The organism is Cohnella hashimotonis (assembly GCF_030014955.1).
GTDB classification, from domain to species: Bacteria; Bacillota; Bacilli; order Paenibacillales; family Paenibacillaceae; genus Cohnella; species Cohnella hashimotonis.
In genome coordinates this window covers 2181628-2200729 of the sequence record NZ_JAGRPV010000001.1, presented here as the reverse complement: position 1 = coordinate 2200729, position 19102 = coordinate 2181628, and the positions used below count along the sequence as shown (strand labels likewise).

Genomic DNA, 19102 nt, shown 5'->3' with positions numbered 1-19102 from the left:
CAGCGCTTTCAGTCAGGTAACCTCACACTATGTTTCTCCAGAGCTATCCGCCCTTCTTCTGTAAGCGAATACAGTTTTATCGTGTGCCGATAGCAAAGAAAGGTTTTTGGATTGACCGTCTAAAATAATCATGCTATATTTTACTCAAATTCGTGATGAAAGGACTTTGCTTATGCATTTTTGTCGCTAGTTCGCTGTAACTGTCAATATGTCATTATACGTTACAACCGTTGTTACCTACATCCAACGGAGCTAGGTTGCGAAAAGGGGATATCGAATGAAAATTTGGAAATTGGGGTTGGCAGGACTCGGAGGTTCGCGTCGATCCGCCGCTTATATGCACCACCCGCGTATTCGAGTTACGGCCATCTGCGATCAGGACGCCGACCTGCTCAGGCAGACGGGAGACGAGCTCGGCATTGATCCGTCCGGACGTTTCGATCGTTTTGACAAGCTGCTGGCCTCAGATGTCGATGTTGTCATGATCGGTACGCCGTTGCCGCTACATGCCGAACAAGCCATCGCAGCCATGAAGGCCGGCAAAGACGTGCTGTGCGAAGTAACGGCGGCCTCCACCATTGAAGATTGCGTCAGTCTCGTCGATACCGTGAAGGATACCGGGCGCACCTATATGATGGCTGAGAACACGGTATATTTTCATTTTTTGCAAAACTGGAAACAGTGGATTCGTCAAGGTCTGATCGGAACCGTCTTCCATGCGGAATGCGAATACGTGCACGACATCCGCTCCAGAATTATCGATCCGGATACCGGATTCGTTTACTGGCGCAATGAACGTCCCCCGTTGCATTACTGCTCCCACTCGCTCGGGCCCATTCTCGAGATGCTCGATGACCGCATCGTCAGAGCGATGGGGATCGGGAGTTCCAAATCGGTCGTGCCAAACGGCGGAGTCGGCTGTATCGACATGCAGGTCGCACTGTTCGAAACGTCCAAAGGCTGCACGATCAAACTTCTGCGAAGCTCGGTTGCGCCGCGCACCCCTGAAATCGGACATTATGCCCTGTATGGTTCCAAGGGTCAAATCGAAAATGGCAGACATGGCTATGAAGGGGACGGTTGGATCTACGTCGAAAATCACCCGCTTTTCGGCGAAACCGCTCAATCGTTGAAATGCGAAATCAGCAATCCCGACGCGACGGAAGCAATGGCCAAAGGCGGCCACGGTACTTCGGAGTATTACTTGCTGCAAGATTTTATCGACGCGCTGGATCGCCGCAGTCAACCTCCTATCGATGTTTATCGTGCGATCGACTACACGCTGCCGGGCATCGTCGCTCAGCAATCTGCCGAGCAAGGCGGGATCTGGCTGGAAGTTCCGGATCTGCGCATCAGCTAATCGAATATAAGCAACTGTACTTTTTTTTATGTCAGATAAATACATGTAATTAAACTGTATTTTATTGGAGGGGATGCGGTGTCAACTCTCGTTAAGCAGCTGCAATCCGATTCGCCCGTCGTCGTCTCCACCCGACAGCGGATTTTGCGAAAAATATGGCGAGATCGTTTTATGTATTTACTTATACTTCCGGGCGCGCTCTTTTTCTTGATTTACCGGTATGTTCCGATGCTCGGCATCGTGATTGCTTTTCAAGATTACAGTCCGTTTCTGGGCTTCTCGGGCAGCGAATGGGTCGGACTTCAGCATTTCAGAGATATCTTTTCTTCTGCTGAAATCGGGCGCGTCTTGTGGAATACGCTCTCCCTCTCCATGCTGCAAATTTTGTTTGCCTTTCCTGCGCCTATCATTTTGGCTTTATTGCTGAACGAAATGCGGAGTGAACTGTTCAAACGCTTTATTCAGTCGATCGTTTACTTGCCGCACTTTCTTTCGTGGGTTGTTGTCGTAGGCGTATTTACGATTTTCTTGCGGGGAGACGGCATCGTCAATGACATTTTGAAGCAAGTTTTCGGAATGAATCAGTCCATCGGTTTTTTAACGAACCCCGACTTCTTCCGTCCCCTAATCGTTTTGCAGGTTATCTGGAAAGAAATCGGTTGGGGAACGATCATTTTCTTGGCCGCGCTAGCGGGAGTCAATCCCGAAATCTATGAAGCCGCCTCGGTGGATGGCGCGAATCGCTGGAGACGGATGTGGCATATCACGCTTCCCGCCTTGCGCGCCACGATCGTCATCATGCTCATCCTTCGTTTGGGCAGCGTACTGGACAGCGGCTTCGAGCAAATATTCCTGATGTTGAACTCCTTTAACCGCGATATTGGCGATGTGCTGGATACGTATGTGTACACCAAAGGGGTTAGGCAGTCTGATTACAGCTTTGCTACGGCCGTCGGCTTATTTAAAGGGGTTGTCGGTCTTGTTCTTGTGCTTGGATCGAACTACATTGCCAAGCGAATGGGTGAAGAAGGCGTTTATTAAAGGGGGGGCATTTTCATGAACATCCGTTCGTTTCAGGACCGCGTGTTCGACTGGGTCAACTATGCCTTTATGTTATTGCTTGCGATTGTGATGATTTTCCCGTTTTTTTATTTATTCTCCGTCTCATTTACGACCTACGAAGAATTTTTGCGAAGTCAATTGCTGCTTTGGCCGCGGAAGTGGTCGATTGTCGCATACGAGTACATTTTTAGTTCCCACTCCTTCATCCGCTCGCTGCGCGTTACGGTCTATATCACGATCCTGGGCACACTCGTTAATTTATTTTTTACAACCACGATGGCTTATGGTCTGTCGCGCAAAATTTATGGTCAAAGATTCATTATGCTTGCGATTTTATTTACGATGCTGTTCTCCGCCGGGATGATACCGACGTATCTGGTCGTCAAGGAGACCGGGCTGCTTGATTCGATCTGGTCGCTCATCCTGCCGGCCGCGATCGCTCCGTTCAACCTGATTATCGTAAGGCAATTTTTTATGTCGCTCCCTCAGGAACTTAGCGAATCGGCGCTGATCGACGGCGCCAGCGATCTGGTCATTTTCCGGAAAATCGTGCTGCCGTTGTCCAAGCCCATACTGGCCGCCTTCGGCTTGTTCTATGCGGTCGGCCATTGGAACAATTATTTTGCCGGCATCCTTTATCTCAACGATCAGACCAAATGGCCGATTCAGGTTATTCTCCGGCAAATCGTCGTGCAGTCCGATGCGATGAACGCACTCGGCGTCATTAATCCGGAGATGCTTGCCAATCAGCCGCCGCCGGAAACGGTGCAGATGGCAGCTATTCTGATTTCGACATTGCCGATTCTTATTGTTTATCCGTTTCTGCAAAAACACTTCGCGAAAGGGGTGATGATCGGCTCAATCAAAGGTTAAGCCTAGCCAGTCAGCAAGCATGCAGTCGGCAATATCAGAAAAAATCAGGGAATACGAACCGAATCTGGAGGGGAATCGATTGAACAAAAAAGTAGTCTCCATCTTATCAGCTTCAATGATGATATCTGTAATTGCCGGGTGCTCCGGCAACAACAACGAGCCGGCCGCCTCTTCATCGCCTGCTTCCGCATCGACGGCATCCTCATCGCCGGGTGCTTCCGGTGCGAGCTCCGGCGATGCCGCCAAACAGAAAGTAACCATTACCGCGCTTAAGTATAAATATGGCGAAGTGCCGCCGACCGATAAAAACGGCGTCAATCTGATCAACGAACATTTTAACGTTGATTACCAAATCAATATGATCCCGCAAGGATCGTACAGCGACAAGCTGTCGGCCGTATTCGCCTCGGGAACGCTGCCGGATATTATTTCATTCGAAGGCGACGATGCCTGGAACCGGTATCCGAAGTTCGCCAAGCAAGGTGCTTTTGCGGACCTCGACTCGATCATCCAACAGTACCCCAGCATGTCCGGCGTTCCCGACTACATCTACGACCAATTCAAAGTTGATGGCAAAATCTACGCGATTCCTACCTTCAGCCCGGCCCGCTCCGTCTTTTCCATCATGATCCGGAAGGACTGGCTGGACAATTTGAACCTGTCCGTGCCTACGAGCTACGAGGAACTGAAAAAAGTCGCGCTCGCCTTCACCAACGACGATCCCGACAAAAACGGCAAAAAAGATACTTACGGGTTCGCACTCGGCAAAGACCTGAATCCGAAGCTGAACATGGGCACGTATTGGGACCCGACGGCTTGGTATCACAAAGACGAGCAAGGCCGCTTCATTCCCGGCTCCATCGCTCCGGGGTACAAGGAAGTCGTTCAAACGCTCGCCGACCTTTACAAGCAAGGCGCGGTCACGCCCGACTTTGTCACGCTTGACTGGGCGAATACCAATAAGGAATTCTATTCCGGCAAAGCCGGTATCTTCATCGCAGCGATCAACGGCATGTCCGAGGATTACGTCAAAGGCCTGCTCGCGATCCAGCCCGAAGCCAAGTTTGTATCGCTGGAGGCGTTCAAGGCGCCGGATGGCTCGCAAGGCTGGACGGCCGCCCGCGGGTTCGGCGGATTTAATGTCATCTCGGCACAAGCCGCCAAGGACCCTGTGAAACTAGAACGGATTCTGGAGATTCTGGAGTTCTCCCGCAAGTTCTATCCGGTGGAAGATCGCAAGGAAACGAATCCGGACTACGACTTCTACCTCGGCAATGTCGGCGTATCGTACGATATGGTGGACGGCAAACCGAAGTTCAAAGAGAATGCCGTCAACCTCGGTCTGGCCCCGTCCACGTTCCTGCCCGACGGCGGATGGCCGGCGAAGGAAGCGGATATGAACTATCCGGCAGGCTACTCGCTGCCGCTCATTCAAGAATTGACGGGCAGCTTGGCCAATCATCTAAATTCGACCAATTGGTATGCCAGCCCTAACTACCCGGTCATCTCTCAAACCAATCTCGATAAAGGTGCGCAGCTTGATCAGTATTTGATCGACGAACAAACCAAGATGATCGCCGGTCAACGCCCGGTTTCCGATTGGGACAAGATGGTCGATGAGTGGAAAAAAATGGGCGGCGAACAAATTATTCAAGAAGTGAATGCCGGCATCGCCATCAAAGACGCTTCCGAGGCCTGGATCAAGTAACAGCTGCCGCAGTCCGATTGGGACAGGAACAGCAATTACGCTTTAAAAAAAAACGCCATTTGCAGCGCTTATCGCTGCGAATGGCGCTTTTTTATTCGGCAAAGGCCAGCCGGGCACTCTCTCGTTCAGAGATCGCTCGTCTGGCCTTCGAGGTACGCTTAAGCTTGCGACGCAAAATATTGTTCGTTAAACCTCGCCTCGATTCGTGCGCACGCTTCTTCCGCACCTTCGAGGTTGGCCCACAGCAGATCCAGTTCACCGCACAGTTCCAATATTCGCGACTCCCCCAGTTGAAAGCCGACCAGGGGCCTGGCATAAGGAAGAACCTCCTTGAAATAATTGTAGTGCTTCGGATGAATGGCAGGGTTCAACAAACGGTCATCCTCTGCCACCTCCCGCAAAGCGGGAATGGTAGAGCCAAAAGTTTTGAGCATCGTCTGCGCTTCCGCACTTGTCATATAATCAACCAGCTTTTGGGCTACCCGTGTTTGATTGCTTTTGGCATTTATCGCAATCGCCCCCCCGAGAAGAAGCGTCCCCTGCTCGCGATGCTTGGGCATCGGGAGAATGTCCCACTCGATCGATTGATTTTTAAAATCGTTCATAAAATAATAGGTAGTCATGATCATCGCCACACGCTGTCTGGAAAACAGACTCTCCGCCAGCGCGGTGTTGGCATGTGCGTAGATCGGCGATACGTGATGCTCATACATCAGCGACGTACAGAACTTGAGCGCCTCTACGTTCTCCTCTCGGGAGAATACGCATTTGTCGCCTTCGTCGGATACGATCTTCCCCCCGTTCTGCAGAAGAAAAACGGGCCATCGGTTATAGGAGGATGAAAAACAAAAGCCGTATTGTTCGACGATGGTGCTCTCGCTTTGCATGGGCGTACATTGTTTGGCGATCTCCAACAAGTTTTCCCAATTGGCGATCGTCGGGTGATCGGACACGCCGTTTTCCTTGAAAATGGTCTCATTGTAACAAATAATAACCGGCGAAAACAAAAACGGCGCCCCCAGCATCTTGTCTTCACGCTTAAACAATTCAAACACTTGCGGATAGCTGCTTTCTTCGTTCAGTTTGGCAGGGACGTAGCCATTCAAAGCGCTTTCCTTTCCCAGGTCCATCCATTCCCGAACATGAACATCGGATATAATGAATAAATCGGGGCCTTGTCCGTTCTCGATGGATTGGGCAATCGCATTCGTATATCCGATTGTCGGCAAAACTTGAAGTTCCACCTTAACGAACGGATTGTTTTCCATAAAGCGGTTTATAATTTTTCGAACGATCTCAAGTTCATGCGAGGTCGAAAACCAGGCCAGCTTCAGAACGGCGGCCGAATGATCGTCGACCGGTTGCTTGATCCGGCTTCCCTTGCCCGCGATCTTCTCGATAAGTCCTTCTTCGACCAATTCGGCGAGCGCCTTGCGAATCGACACTCGGCTCAGCTCGTATTGCTCTGCCAGCGTATTCTCAGGCAAAATATATTCGCCAGGCTGCAGCTCTCCCGTAATGATCTGGTCCCGCAGTTCATGAATAAAATAGCTGTAACGCTCGGAATATCTGGATCTGCTTCTCCGCATCAAAAAATTCCATCCCTTATTCATGTGTTGGGTATCCATCGTCTCTATTCGCTTGAAAGACGAAGATGAGGCGTAGATCCACTGTTCTACGCAAGCGGGCGGAAAACATCACATTTTTTCAAAAATGTCAATTGCCATTGCTTTATCCTCCAAGTATATCGAAGCTTCAGGCAGTTATCAATGCCTAGGCGGAGGATGTGGCGGGCTACAGGTTCGATCGACACGAGGAGGCGCTGGCAAAATGAGCGCACATCCGCGCCGGCGCTTTCACGTTTCTAACGATCGGTTTCTGCCAAGAAGAGCAAAGGAAAATGGCGTCGCAGAGATACAATCCCTGCGACGCCATTTCATAGCGCCACGATTTAGCTGAAACGTACCTTATTCTATCAAGCGGACACGACGAACTTGAATAACTCAGCGCACCGTTACCGTAATCACCTCGCTTGAGGTCGAACCGGCCGCGTTCTCCAGCACGCAGCGGTACGCATAAACGCCAGGCGGCTTCCCTGCCAAAGAAGTAACCGCAACCTGCGCATTCGGTGTATCGTCTGCGAGCTGCTGCGAATCGATAAGCACATCATTCTCGTACAAGCGGTAGGTTGTGCCGTTCGTTCCCCACCATACATTCATGGTGACCCGGTAACTGCCGTCTCCGTCATCGTTGTCGTGCGACAGAACGGCTTTGGCCGGGGGTGCCTGGGTGACGGTTACCGTGTGCTCGTTACTTAAGGTGGTGCCAAAATCGTTCGTCAACTCGGCCCGATACACATAGGTTCCATTCGCCTTTCCGGATATTGCCGTGACGGCGGACTGGGCATCAGGCGAACGTTCTTCAAGCGATTGCTCGTCAATCAATTTGCCGTTCTCATACAGCCTGTAGCGGCTGCCGTTGTTCCCCCACCACAGATTCATCCGAATCTGATAATTTCCGTCCAATAGCCCCGTATCATAACCATTATCATCGGACAGAACAGGATTGCCCGGAGCCTCTATAGGGTGATCGGCAGCGATCGCGATGCGGTGTGTCCCCGCCGACAACAATAGGCTAAGCTTGCGGGCGGATTTGTCGAATATATATTCGCCAGGAGCCAGCTGCCTGCCGTTCAAGGTAACCGCCGACGCGTAGGGAACGTACAGACTCACGTTTCCGTCCGCCCCCGTCTCGAGCGTCGCCTCCCATCGCCCGTAGCTGCCCTGAACGGAGGCGTTGACTGGATCGGAGGCTTGCAGCAGCGTGTTGCCATTAGCCTGAAGCGATGTTCCTCTTGTCATGGCATATCCCTGAATACGACCGTATAAACCGCGAGTTACGACCGATTGGTCGGCATCGCTGGCAATGCCGTCTACCGAATAGGAAGATGTACCGGTCTTGAACAGTACGGAGTCGACAATCTCTTCCGCCTCCCCGCGCCAGACCTTGGACCCGATCACCCCATCGTTCTCCAGCAGCTCCGCATTCAACGTTTTTTGTGGCTCGCTTGGCGCTTTCGTTCCGTCCATCGTCAACTGAATCCCGTCTACGCCTATAAACGTATTGGCGGAAAGGGCATTTTTGCCGACGAGCTCGAATTTGACGGTATGCTTGCCAGCCGCCAGTTCAATCTGACCGAGCGGGAAAGGGGCCGCCGTTCGAACAGTCGCATCATAGCCGTCGAATATGTCTCCGACAGGCTGCCCGTCCACGTAAGTTTGAATTTTGCCATACGACGGCGATTGAATAAACTTCCCATTGACCTGATAAGTACCGGGTTTATCAAGCTCAAATTCCAGCGTCATATAATCTCCCGCCGTTTCGGCCCGGTAAAATACAACTCCCGCGCCGTCCACGTTGACAATCTTGAACTCCTTCCCCGAGCTTTCTTTGGGGGGCAGCAGGTCTTCCGCTTGAATAACATCCGGCTGCAGAAGCGGAGTCGCCTTGAGTACGGTGACATAGCGGTAGTCTTTGGAGGCCGCGCCGCTTGAGACCTTCGTTAAATAGCCCATACTTTCGGCGCCCGGATACGGACCTACCGTAATCGGAAGCTTGTCGCGGCTCAAAAATTTGGCGTTCAACGCTGCCTTTCCGTTGCTGGTATACAGATCGTTGCCCATAATCGTCTGTCCCGCCGTGCCGTTCTGTCCGTCAATGGCGAATTCGCTGATGTTCCCATTGTTAAGCACCCAGTCAAATGTCCGATTCGCGTTGGCCGACAGATCGTCGAACATGACGTAGTAGTCCGGCTTGATCATCACGATATGCCGATCGAACTTCGTAAGCTTCGGGTTCTCGTAAGCCGCTGCCGCCGAGCCTTTAACGTAATCGTAACCGGGAGCATGCATCCCCTGGGTCAGCGTTCCGCCGCCTAATCTGGACTGCCCTTTGCCGTCGACCTGTATCGTGCTGTGACCGTCCCTGATCGTAAACTCTTTCAGAGGACCGGCACTGAGATCCTGATACCCCGGATCTGCGGCAATCCACGCGTTGTTTGTTGCGATCTGGAAGCTGTTCTGGTCATAGTGATTGTGCCCGAGCGCCGATTGGTTGCTGACAAAAGCAAGCATGGTATCTTCCTTCTCCCATCCCGTCCGGAGAAAGGACCATCCGATCGGGTCGAGCGTCGCCGACGAAGGCAGGCTGGTGTCCGGCTTCGAGATGACCGCCTGAGGATTGAAGTACAGGAAGCTGACGACCAGGTCGCTGAGCACTCTCGATTTATCCAGAAAGTAGCCTGCATCGCCATTTCCGAGCCAATTGTTGATGACGCTCATCGTCATCGTGGGTGCAGAATCCAACGCGGAATCGGAGAAATTGGCCAAATAACTGCCGCCGGGAGCCATGGCATACACAACCCAGCGGACGAAAAAGTCATTGATGAACGGATGGTCGATATAATCTCGCAGGCCGGTCGTCCGAGACATAATATCGACGGCCCGCATCAAGTTATCGAGCGAGTAACCGGTGTAGCCGAGCCCTTCCTGCTGGCCGGAGCTCATTCTGGTGTCCAGATACCAAGAGATGAAATTGGCCGCGCGCGTCAAATATTTGTTGGCGTCCGGGTCCGTCCCCAAAACGACGGATGCCCCGGCGGCAAGCGCGGAAGCGCGCAGCATCTGGATATTGTGATCGACCTTGCTCCGTACGTCGGCATACAACGGACGAAGTCCTTTTGTGATCAGCGCGTTCTCGATTTGCGTTCGTTCCGCTGCGCTAAGCTCGTCGTACAAGATGTCGTAGGCCATGCTCACGCCCAATGTCAAGTGCGAAGTGTCCAGGCATGAACTACCGCAGCTGTACGTCGGGTCCGTCCACGTATTCCAGTTGGTCAGAGAAAGCACCGTCTCTTTGGCTTTGTCGGCAAACGCCTGCTCTTGCGTGACCGCGTAAGCTAAGCTGAGGACCTCCAGCCGATACTGGATCGCTCTTCCGATCGCCGTCCAATAAGGGTAAACACCGTCCGTAAATCCGGGGGGATTCGGCATCGGCTGAGGCTGGGCGGGCGGAAGCGATAACGTTACCGTATGCCCGCCATAGGCGGTGATCGTATAGCTGGTGTCCTGCAGGTAACCTCTTGCGACGCTCTCCAGCTGGCTCCACAGCAGCTTGCCCGTCTGACCGAAAGCGGAATCCGTCGCATTGGCCGCCTTGCCGCGAATAGCCGGAAGGTCCTGCTTCGTAAAATACAAGCGCGGATGATCGGAAACAAGAAGCGGAAATTCCCTTACAGGTTCAGGCGAGAGCGGGCCGTACCCGGCGGCGTCGAAATAAGCCGTACCCACGTTGCCCGAGTTCGAGTAAAGAAGTAAAGTGGCGTAAGCCGTCCCGGCAGGAGCGGTTTGTTCAATAACCAGCGGCGTCCATTTTCCGATGGAGGAATTGGCGTAGGTCGCGACGCCGATGCGCTGATTCGCGCTGTTCCAGAATTCAAGATAAAGCTCGGAAATGCCGGAAGCATTATAGGATTGAACGGATGCCTGATAAACCTCTCCGGGCGAAGCCGGAAGATGGATGCTGCGCATGCCGATTCCCGCGGTTGGCGAAGTATCGTCCATTCGGATGCTGTATTGGCCGCTATAGACGATGTCCGTAACGGAAATGGCGCCGCTGGAGGCGCTATACCGCGTCCAGTTGGCAGGCCCGCCGTCCGCTACCGTTTCAAAATCCAAATTCGGATCCGATGAAACACCCGATACTTCCCGGAAAGAGGCATCGTCGTAGTAGCTGACGGCAATGCAGTCGTCGCATTGATAAAGCAGCAAGGTCGCATAAGCGGAGCCTGCCGGCGCTTTCATCGTGATGCCGACTTGATTCCAACTCGCCGCGGATGGGTTCCACTCTGCCTGAACGCCGATCCGTTGGTTCGCGCCGTTCCAAAATTCCATGTACAGCTGCGACTTTCCTGTCATATCGAATGCGTATACGCTCCCGCGATAATCCTTCCCTTCCGTAACCGGCATTTTGGCGCTTCTTAGCCCTGTTGCCCCGCCCTTGACCGGATCCACCAATTTAACGCTGTATGTCCCGCTAAGTACATATACGCTTTCGGATACGGACTCGATGGTCGAGCTATTCGGGAGCGGCTCCCATTGCGAGGGGCGCCCATCAGACGTCGATTCAAATCCGGGATTCGGCAGCATCTCCGTATCTGCTGCCGCTGCGGTCGCACTCGGCCACAGGGTCACGCACATGCCCCATAGGATGACAAATGTCAAAAATCCGCTTATTCCGCTTTTTTTCATGAACGGTCAACTCCTCCTGATTAATCAAGCGTAGAGTTCCCCCGTGATGACGGACGATGAAGCGATCGGCTTGCCTTACCTGGCTTGCCTTACCTGGCTTGCCTTACCCGGCTTCCCTTACTGTGGCTTCACAATGACTTGCATAGTGCCGCTTGACGTTACTCCCGCCCCGTTCACCAGTTCGCACCGGTATTCATACGTGCCCGGAGGCCGGCCGGCAACTGCCGTCACGGCGCTTTGCGCTTGCGGCGTCGCTTCCGTCAAGGATTGCGTATCGATCAATACGCCGTTCTCGTACAGACGATACGTGCCGCCGTTCGTCCCCCACCACATGTTCATCTTGACGTTATAACTGCCGTCGCCGTCATAATTGTCGTGGGACAACACAGGATCGCCCGGCATAGCCTGCGTGACCTCCACGATGTGGATGTCGCTGCGAGTCGTCCCGTAAGCGTTGGTGAGTTCCGCATAATAGCGGTACGTCCCGTTGTTCCGGTAAACGACCGATGTCACGGCCGACTGTGCGTTCGGAGAGCGGTCAGACATCTGCTGCGTGTCGATCAGAATATCGTTTTCATACAGCTTGTAGGTCCGGCCGTTGTCCCCCCACCACATATCCATCTTGATCGAATAGTTCCCGTCCCGCAGACCGGTATCATGGCCATTGTCATCGGATAGAACAGGCTTGCCCGGAGCTGACTGGCTAGGCGTCGCGATGCGGACGGAGAGCTGCTTCTCCGGTTCCGTATGCCCGGCTTTATCCGTCGAGCGGTAGACCAGTTCATAGGCGCCGCTCTTATCCAAAGGAATCGGTCCATCATACCTTTTCCAATCGATCGGCTCTCCTTCGGGTACAAGCGAGTATTCGGTTCTCTCCACACCCGAGAGGGGATCCGTCGCCTCCAAGGTGAGCGATACTTCCGATGTGTACACGCCGTCCGCCCCCTTCGTCCCCTCCGCCTTCACGCTGCTCACGGGCGCGTCCCGATCGATGCGTACCGTCAATGACCGGACAGGCTCCTCGTAGCCCGACGCATCGGTGGAGCGGTACTGAATCTCATGTATGCCGCTATTGCCGATCGCTACCGGAGCGGCATACGGAATCCAAGCGGTCCCTTCGTTGAGACGGTAGGCCGTGGTCACGCTTCCGCTGTCTGAGCCGTATACGACGGACAGCGCAACGGTCGCTTCGCCTGTGAACCAGCCGTTCTGCTGCTCTCCGCTTACTTGGGCGGCTGTCGTAATCGGCGATATTTGACGGGTCAGCGGGATGCGGAAGGCGGCATTCTCCTCGATATCGTAGCGGTAGCCCTCCGCAAAGTTTGCGGGATTTTTGTAGCCCCTGACGAGCGTAATATCTCCGATATCCAGCTTGTAGCGGTTGCCTCCCAGATCCGTTGCGCCTCGAATTCGATACGCGCCGTTTCGGACGCCGTCGTTCGCGACAAAAATGCTGGCGCCCGCAAGCGCATCGGCCGACACGCCGTTCATGTTCATTTCCACGACAATGTCATTTTGGACGGCCAGCGCCTTCGTAAAGCCGATCACCGAACCGGTTAGCGCGCCTGCGAACGGTTCAACCTCATTGTCGATTTCGTCGATATAAGACCCGTCATGCACGTACCGATATTCGGTCTTGCCGTCCTTCTCCGCGTACACGCCGATGAACCCTTTGAACTTCAGCTTGTCGTCAATGGTATATTCGACGTCGGTCCGTTGCGCATAGACGATATAATCGATCCTGCCGTTCGCCAGCGTGACCTTAACCGCTTTCGCTTCATTGCCGTCTATCGCCTGACCGTCCCGCTTCACGACGGCAGACTCGATCGACGCGATCGTACGGTTATCCTTGTAAGGTTCGATCACCGAGGTGAACAGGCTGTCCAGATTCGTCCCGCTGCGGTGAGCGAGAACGTAAGAAAGGGTCTTGGGATTGCCGGGCTTGTTCTGAGGCGGCACGCCGCTTGCCAGGGCCACATCGTCGACAGCTCCGAGCATCGTCAGCCGCAGATGGATGTCCGCCGGCTGCGTCAACACTTTCCAGGTGTCCGCAATATCCCAGTCCACGCTGAACTGACTGGCCGGATCGCTGTCGCGCGACACGTCCTTCAGATAGTGAAAACCGCTCCCCTTGTACGTATAATTGCACACGCTGTCTACGCATTCCCCATAGTCCACATCCGGACCGGCGTATGTTCCGGTTGCTTGCGGAACCATCGTCAGGCCTTCCGTAGTGACGGTGCCTTCCGCTCCGTGGAAGCTGAAGACGTGATCGTCGCCTCCCATTACACGGAAGAAATCAATCCCGTACGAATTCTCGTCGTCAATCTTGATCATCGCCGTCGTCCGCCTGTATTGTTGCGTTTGTGGATAAACGTTCGGCGCTTCGACATCCGTCAGCTTCACGCTGTCCGTATCGTCAAAATGCTTGGGCTGCGCCACCCACTGTGAATTCTGCTTGCTCTTGTCGACGACAACCGTGTTATGGCTGACCGTGTTCACCACCCATTGGGCCCGGTGCATATCGACCGTATCGGCAAATTCCGGATACCCGAGATCGGGCGAGAGGTCCAGCCCAAAGCTATGCACCCCGATCTCCAACGTGTCGGCATGTCCGTGGCTGGACGTTCGTCCGTAGTGCATCCAAAAATCTCGCAAGGTATTCTGAGGCCCTGCCTGATCCCGCTTCTCCCTCGCCGCTTCGTCAAGCAGCAGGAGCTTGCGGACACCCATCTTATAGTTGCTGGACGATGCGGCTTTGCCGGTCCCCACGAAGCTGATTTGATGCGGGCCTGCGGACAGCTGCACGTTTCCGATCACTTCCAGCTGATTCGTATTCACGCCGGAGAAGTCCATGTCCTTGATCGGGTTTCCGTCGATCGCGATGCGGTAAATGCCGTATGAGGAAGCTCTGAAAGGAAGAAGATCGATTTCGAAGTCGCCCGAATCCGGCACCGTAAACTGATAATGGATAGCTTCCCCTGCTTGATTCGCCTCGAGCTGCATCGTTCCGGAATCTTCAAACAGCTTTGCGGGAACGGTTTGACTTACGATCTCCATGGACGGAAATGCGTAGCTCACGCCAAATGCGTTTGACAAATTGACTCCGTCCCTCAGCACGGCGAAGCCTTGACCGGCCAGATTGTCGCTTCTCAGGTCAAGCGTTCCTTCTTTGGCTACAATGCCGCGAATCTGATTGGCGACGTCGTTCGGTTTGTCCGAAAATACGTCCAGATGCAAGCCGTCCGCGCTGTTGCCGTTCAGGAAATACGCCATCTGCGCATAAAGCGGGTCGCCGTATTTTTCGAATGCTTTTAACATCGTCGTCTTTGAGAATACATGAGAAGGAAGGCCGGGATCGCCGGTTTTGCCCGTATCGCCGATGTTGGCGAAATAATTATCGCTTAAAATTAAGGGAATGTTGGCGTTGAACATTTTGCGAAACTTGGCGTTCTGGTATAAATCCGCATCCGGATACAAGTCGTAACCGTCCAAAATATCGGCGATCAGGCGATAGCTGTCCAGCCAGCCTCCGCTGTAGCCCGGAGCGCCTTCGTCGCCTTGTCCGTCGCGGTCGACTGCATCCACTAAGGTATTAAAGACTCCGCCTCCGTCGGACGCCAACATATAATCGAGCCACGTTTTCGTTTCCGGGAGCGTATCGAACACTCTTGCAGCCAAAGCCAGCGTGCTTTCGTGCGTCCCTTTGTTTCCGCTGATCTGGCCCGCCTTCACTGCGGGGAAAATCTGGCGGATCAGTCCGTCTTCGATATTGCGCCGGATTTCGGCTCCCGTTTCCTTGCCGTTCGTAAGACGATATTCCTCCGCCTTCTCCGACAGAAATTGGATCAGCTCGGGATCGTCCATCGCCGGAAAAAAGGCGTCGTAGGCCGAGATGAATTCTTTGATCAGGATGGTCTCCCAGATCGAGCCGACAATCTTGCCCAATCCGGAACCGCCATGGGAATTTAAATAGATCGTCTTGTCATGGAGCATCGTGTCCATATCCGGATAAACATCCGCGACGCGGTCCAGTACGACCGTGCCTGCCCGAGCATACTTGGGATCGCCTGTGTACAGATACGCATCTCTCAGCGACACGATCGAAGCGCCGATAACGCCGTCCAGATACCACTGCGCCCAATGATTGTAATAGGCGATGAACGTATAGCGATTGCCTTTCTCGTCCACCCAGCCGAATCCGTCGTCCACTCCCCATGTGGGTCCTTTCTCCGGATAAAGCGTGTTGACCAGCAGACTGCGATCGGCCAAGGACGGCTGGAATATCCCGTGCTCGTCCAGTCCGCTGCGATAGTATGCGCCGAAATCGTTCGTCGGGAATTTATAGCCGCTGCTCGGATCGACAATTTTCCACGGATCGTTCAGCGGGTCCAGCTTGTACGGATAATTGCCGTATTGATCGATCTCTCTGCCGGTAATCGGACTGCCCAGCACTTGGTTGACGCCATAGCTGCGCGGAAGCTGAGGACCCGGGATGGCCTCCCACAAATAATCGAGTCCTTTCTCCAAATATTTGTCCGCCTTGGCAACGGCGTTATTGCGCAGATCGGCCGCCCACTTGTAAGCGATCACGTTCTCTCGGGCGGCTGCGACTTTTTCCGGCGTGAAATAGCTCGAACGGGTTTTGAAATTCGCCGTGTCGGCCGACAGCCGGAACCTCGCGTCATCAAAGTATGCGGTTCCCGCCTGGCCTGGCATCATGCCGATGCGAAGGACCGCATAAAAGGCGCCGGCGGGAGCCACGCTGCTCGCGTTAAGCTGGCTCCAACTGTTCGCAGCTCCTTCTCCGTCGGAAGCAACCGAGGATAACAGGATCGCGTTATCATTATAAAATTCCAATTGAACGCTCGGCGTCCCTTGCGTGACGTAGGTCTGCAGGGTGGCGGCGTAGCACTCGCCCGGCACAACGCGAACGGGATCGCTAATAAGCGACGGCGCCGAACCGCCTCCCGATGCGGACAGCTTCACGCTCTTTCCGCCCTCTTTGGCCTGCTCCGTACTGATGGATACGGTGCCGTCCTTCTCCGTCCAATTCATGGGCTTGTTTTGAGCAGCTGTTTCAAAACTGCCGTTTTTCAGGTTGATCGACGGGAGCGGCAATATTTTCTTGAAGATAACGCCATCAAAATACGAGACTCCGAGGTTCCCGTCGTTCTGATATAAAAGAACCGTGGCATAAGTCGATCCCGCGGGCGCTTTCATTTCGACTTCGAGCGGAACCCAAACATTGTTGGCGTTGTTCGTCAAGTTTTTCACGCCGATCCGGGAGCCTGCGCTATTCCAATACTCCAGGTACAGCTCGGATCGGCCTGACCAGTTATAGGAATAAGCCGATGCCCGATACGTTTCCCCTGCCTGAATCGGCAAGCGGATGCTTCGGTAACCGTTGCCGCTCGTTGTCGCACTGTCCTCCAGCTTCACGCTGTACGCGCCGCTGTAGACGACATCCGTCACAGACTGCTGAGTCCCCTTATCGGTTTTGGACCAGTTCGCCGGAACGCCGTCTACAACGATTTCGAAATCGCCGTTCAAGTCGTTAGCCGGGGGCGCTTCCCGGACAGATGCATCGTCATAGTAACTGACGGCCACGCAGCTGTCGCATTGATAGAGGAGCAAGGTGGCGTACGCAGCGCCTTCCGGCGCTTCTTTCGTAATCTTCACTTGATTCCACCGCCCTGCGGTTAAGTTCCACTCCGCCTGAACGCCGATCCGTTGATTGGCGTTATTCCAAAATTCTAAATATAACTGGGAGCTGCCCGTCGTGTCATAAGCATAAACGCTTCCAACGTAGATCGCTCCGGGCGTTACCGGAACCTTCGCGCTCCTGAAGCCCGTCGACTTCGTCGTGCCGGCATCCTCCAGCTTCACGCTGGCCAGGCCGCTTTTGACATAGGCGCTGTCCGTAACGGATGCGATCACGCCATCGGCGCCGACCTGCACCCACTGTGCGGGCTTTCCGCCCGCAACCGTTTCCATGCCGCCGTTAGGCAGCAGTTCGCTGCTATAGTCGGCCGCAACCGCAACCCCAGTGGACCCGATTGCCGCCAGTAGACTCCATACCATCATGCAAGCCAATAAACCGCTGATTCCGCTTTTTTTCATGGCCGGTAAACGCCTCCAAATTTAAATAATATGCGAGTGTCCCCATGCTGTTAAATTTCGGAATTCGCTGCGTGGTTTCATACTGGCTTGCAGTCAGTCCGCTCCCTATTCACCCCCTTCTATATCGTGCTTTGTCCTTTCAATAACAAACATGTATTTTACATGTATGTAATACGCTTCAAGTTTAATTGTTAACGCTTTTGCCGTCAATATTAAATATTTTGCTCATCATCCGCGACGAGGTCCCTTTCGTCAACTGCGATGACGAAAGGGACCTCCGGTTGCGAACGATTTATTCCATTTTACAGTTCATTATTCCGCCCGCACCAAACCAGGCAGCGCAGCCATGCGCTTGGTCAGCTTCTCGATCGAGTCTTCCGTGAACGTGCCCATGCTCGTTACGATCCGGCCGCCGAACGGCTCAAGCCATCGCGGCTCCAGATGTCCGGGACCGAAGTAGGCCCCCAGGATCGAGCCGGATGTCGCGCCGAAGCTGTCCGTATCGTTGCCCTGGCTGACTTGCTTGCAAATGCCGTCGCCGATGCTCTCCGCGAACCGCAGCGTATTGATGAGTGTCCCGACTTCCTGATAGACGCAGCAAGCGAAGTACTCTTTGTACTTGTGGTGAATACGATAGTAGCCGTCGATCCAGTCGGTCGCCCGTCCGATCTCCTCCAGCGAATCTGCCACAATATGATAAAATCGGCTGCGCTGCGGCACGAACTTCAGCGCCGTCTCGAAAATGTCGAGCGGATTCCGGGCCGAAGGCGCAGCCGCGATCGCCGCCGCTACGAACATGGGGCCGTATACGCCCGTACGCCGATGCGTCCAGCTGGCGTCTCGCCATGCCAGACCCGCAGCCAGTTCGGGCTTGCCCAGGCACGCATAGCCGTAGGCGTCGGCCCGAATCAGCGCGCCGCACAGCTCGTCGCCGGGATTGAGGATATCGGCCCAGGTCTCGATATTATGCTGCTGATCCGGCACCGTCGATTCGAGACCGGCCTTCAACAGCATGCCCCGCTCGGGTCCCCAAGTCTGGTGAATCGGCAAATAGTCGAGCCACAGCTTGCGGATGTCGTCCTTCGTGAAAGCCGTGCCGTGATTTTCCAGCAGCAGCATGCCCATGATCGTGTACGTGATGTCGTCGTCCGGCGCCACGAAGGCGATGCGCTCGCGCACCGTCTCCGTCCAGGAGATGTTGCGGCGGCCGTATACATCCAGCATTTTCTCGGAAATGTAGTCGTTCAGCGGCCATTCGCCCGTCTTTTCCAACGCGGCGCGAACGTCGTCCATCGTCGCGAAAGGGAATTCCTCGATCGGCTTGCCCAGGACACAGCCGCACAGCGAGGACAGGAACGCCGTCTCGACGCGCGCCGCAGCCTGTTCGGGCGTCAGCGAGCCGAGCTCGAGCGGTCTGGACGGGTCGGACTCGGCCCGGATGGCATCCAGGTCGCTTGGCTCGACATACGGCCAGTCCTCGCGAAGCGGCAGGTTGACCAGCCGATGCGAGAATTCGCTCAGCGCGTCGTAGCTGTCGGGCAACCGCTCCAGCTGCTCCGCCAGATCCGCCACCTCGTGGCCTTGTTGATCCTTGTTCTTGATGACGCCGGCCAAAGCGGCGCGCAGTACGCGATATGATGGCAGCATTCTATCGTCGACCTCCCATTA

Annotated in this window: 8 protein-coding genes; 4 read left to right on the top strand and 4 right to left on the bottom strand. The window is 54.3% G+C overall.

Annotation, left to right across the window (positions count from 1 at the left end; all coding sequences use genetic code 11):
• The first annotated feature begins 277 nt into the window (after positions 1 to 277).
• The 4 genes from KB449_RS08665 to KB449_RS08650 all read left to right on the top strand — a co-directional run bounded on the left by KB449_RS08665 (position 278) and on the right by KB449_RS08650 (position 5003).
• Positions 278 to 1360, top strand: coding sequence for a Gfo/Idh/MocA family protein (locus tag KB449_RS08665; protein ID WP_282907991.1), 1083 nt, complete (start codon positions 278 to 280; stop codon positions 1358 to 1360).
• Between the two features lie 171 nt (positions 1361 to 1531).
• The gene (locus tag KB449_RS08660; protein WP_282907990.1) at positions 1532 to 2401 is read left to right on the top strand and encodes an ABC transporter permease; all 870 of its coding nucleotides are present in this window, start codon (positions 1532 to 1534) and stop codon (positions 2399 to 2401) included.
• A gap of 15 nt (positions 2402 to 2416) precedes the next feature.
• Positions 2417 to 3295, top strand: coding sequence for a carbohydrate ABC transporter permease (locus KB449_RS08655; protein ID WP_282907989.1), 879 nt, complete (start codon positions 2417 to 2419; stop codon positions 3293 to 3295).
• Positions 3296 to 3374: 79 nt separating this feature from the next.
• Positions 3375 to 5003 (top strand): type 2 periplasmic-binding domain-containing protein, encoded by a 1629-nt coding sequence (locus KB449_RS08650; protein WP_282907988.1) that lies wholly within the window; start codon positions 3375 to 3377, stop codon positions 5001 to 5003.
• A gap of 158 nt (positions 5004 to 5161) precedes the next feature.
• On the opposite strand, the gene KB449_RS08645 is transcribed toward KB449_RS08650, so the two are convergent.
• The 4 genes from KB449_RS08645 to KB449_RS08630 form a co-directional block, all read right to left on the bottom strand.
• A complete protein-coding gene (locus KB449_RS08645) occupies positions 5162 to 6592 on the bottom strand; it encodes an extracellular solute-binding protein (RefSeq protein WP_282907987.1) in 1431 nt (476 codons plus the stop codon).
• 414 nt (positions 6593 to 7006) lie between these two features.
• Positions 7007 to 11311: a heparinase II/III domain-containing protein gene (locus tag KB449_RS08640; RefSeq protein WP_282907986.1), complete on the bottom strand. Its 4305-nt coding sequence runs from the start codon at positions 11309 to 11311 to the stop codon at positions 7007 to 7009.
• 117 nt (positions 11312 to 11428) lie between these two features.
• Positions 11429 to 17434, bottom strand: a complete 6006-nt coding sequence (locus KB449_RS08635) for an OmpL47-type beta-barrel domain-containing protein (protein ID WP_282907985.1) — start codon at positions 17432 to 17434, stop codon at positions 11429 to 11431.
• Positions 17435 to 17746: 312 nt separating this feature from the next.
• The gene (locus KB449_RS08630; protein ID WP_282907984.1) at positions 17747 to 19081 is read right to left on the bottom strand and encodes an ADP-ribosylglycohydrolase family protein; all 1335 of its coding nucleotides are present in this window, start codon (positions 19079 to 19081) and stop codon (positions 17747 to 17749) included.
• Positions 19082 to 19102: the final 21 nt, after the last annotated feature.

Bases quoted from the DNA above. Each gene is read 5' to 3' on its own strand.
- KB449_RS08665 (WP_282907991.1), top strand. From the start codon at position 278: ATGAAAATTTGGAAATTGGGGTTGGCAGGACTCGGAGGTTCGCGTCGA.
- KB449_RS08660 (WP_282907990.1), top strand. From the start codon at position 1,532: ATGTATTTACTTATACTTCCGGGCGCGCTCTTTTTCTTGATTTACCGG.
- KB449_RS08655 (WP_282907989.1), top strand. From the start codon at position 2,417: ATGAACATCCGTTCGTTTCAGGACCGCGTGTTCGACTGGGTCAACTAT.
- KB449_RS08645 (WP_282907987.1), bottom strand. From the start codon at position 6,592: ATGCGGAGAAGCAGATCCAGATATTCCGAGCGTTACAGCTATTTTATT.
- KB449_RS08640 (WP_282907986.1), bottom strand. From the start codon at position 11,311: ATGAAAAAAAGCGGAATAAGCGGATTTTTGACATTTGTCATCCTATGG.
- KB449_RS08635 (WP_282907985.1), bottom strand. From the start codon at position 17,434: ATGAAAAAAAGCGGAATCAGCGGTTTATTGGCTTGCATGATGGTATGG.
- KB449_RS08630 (WP_282907984.1), bottom strand. From the start codon at position 19,081: ATGCTGCCATCATATCGCGTACTGCGCGCCGCTTTGGCCGGCGTCATC.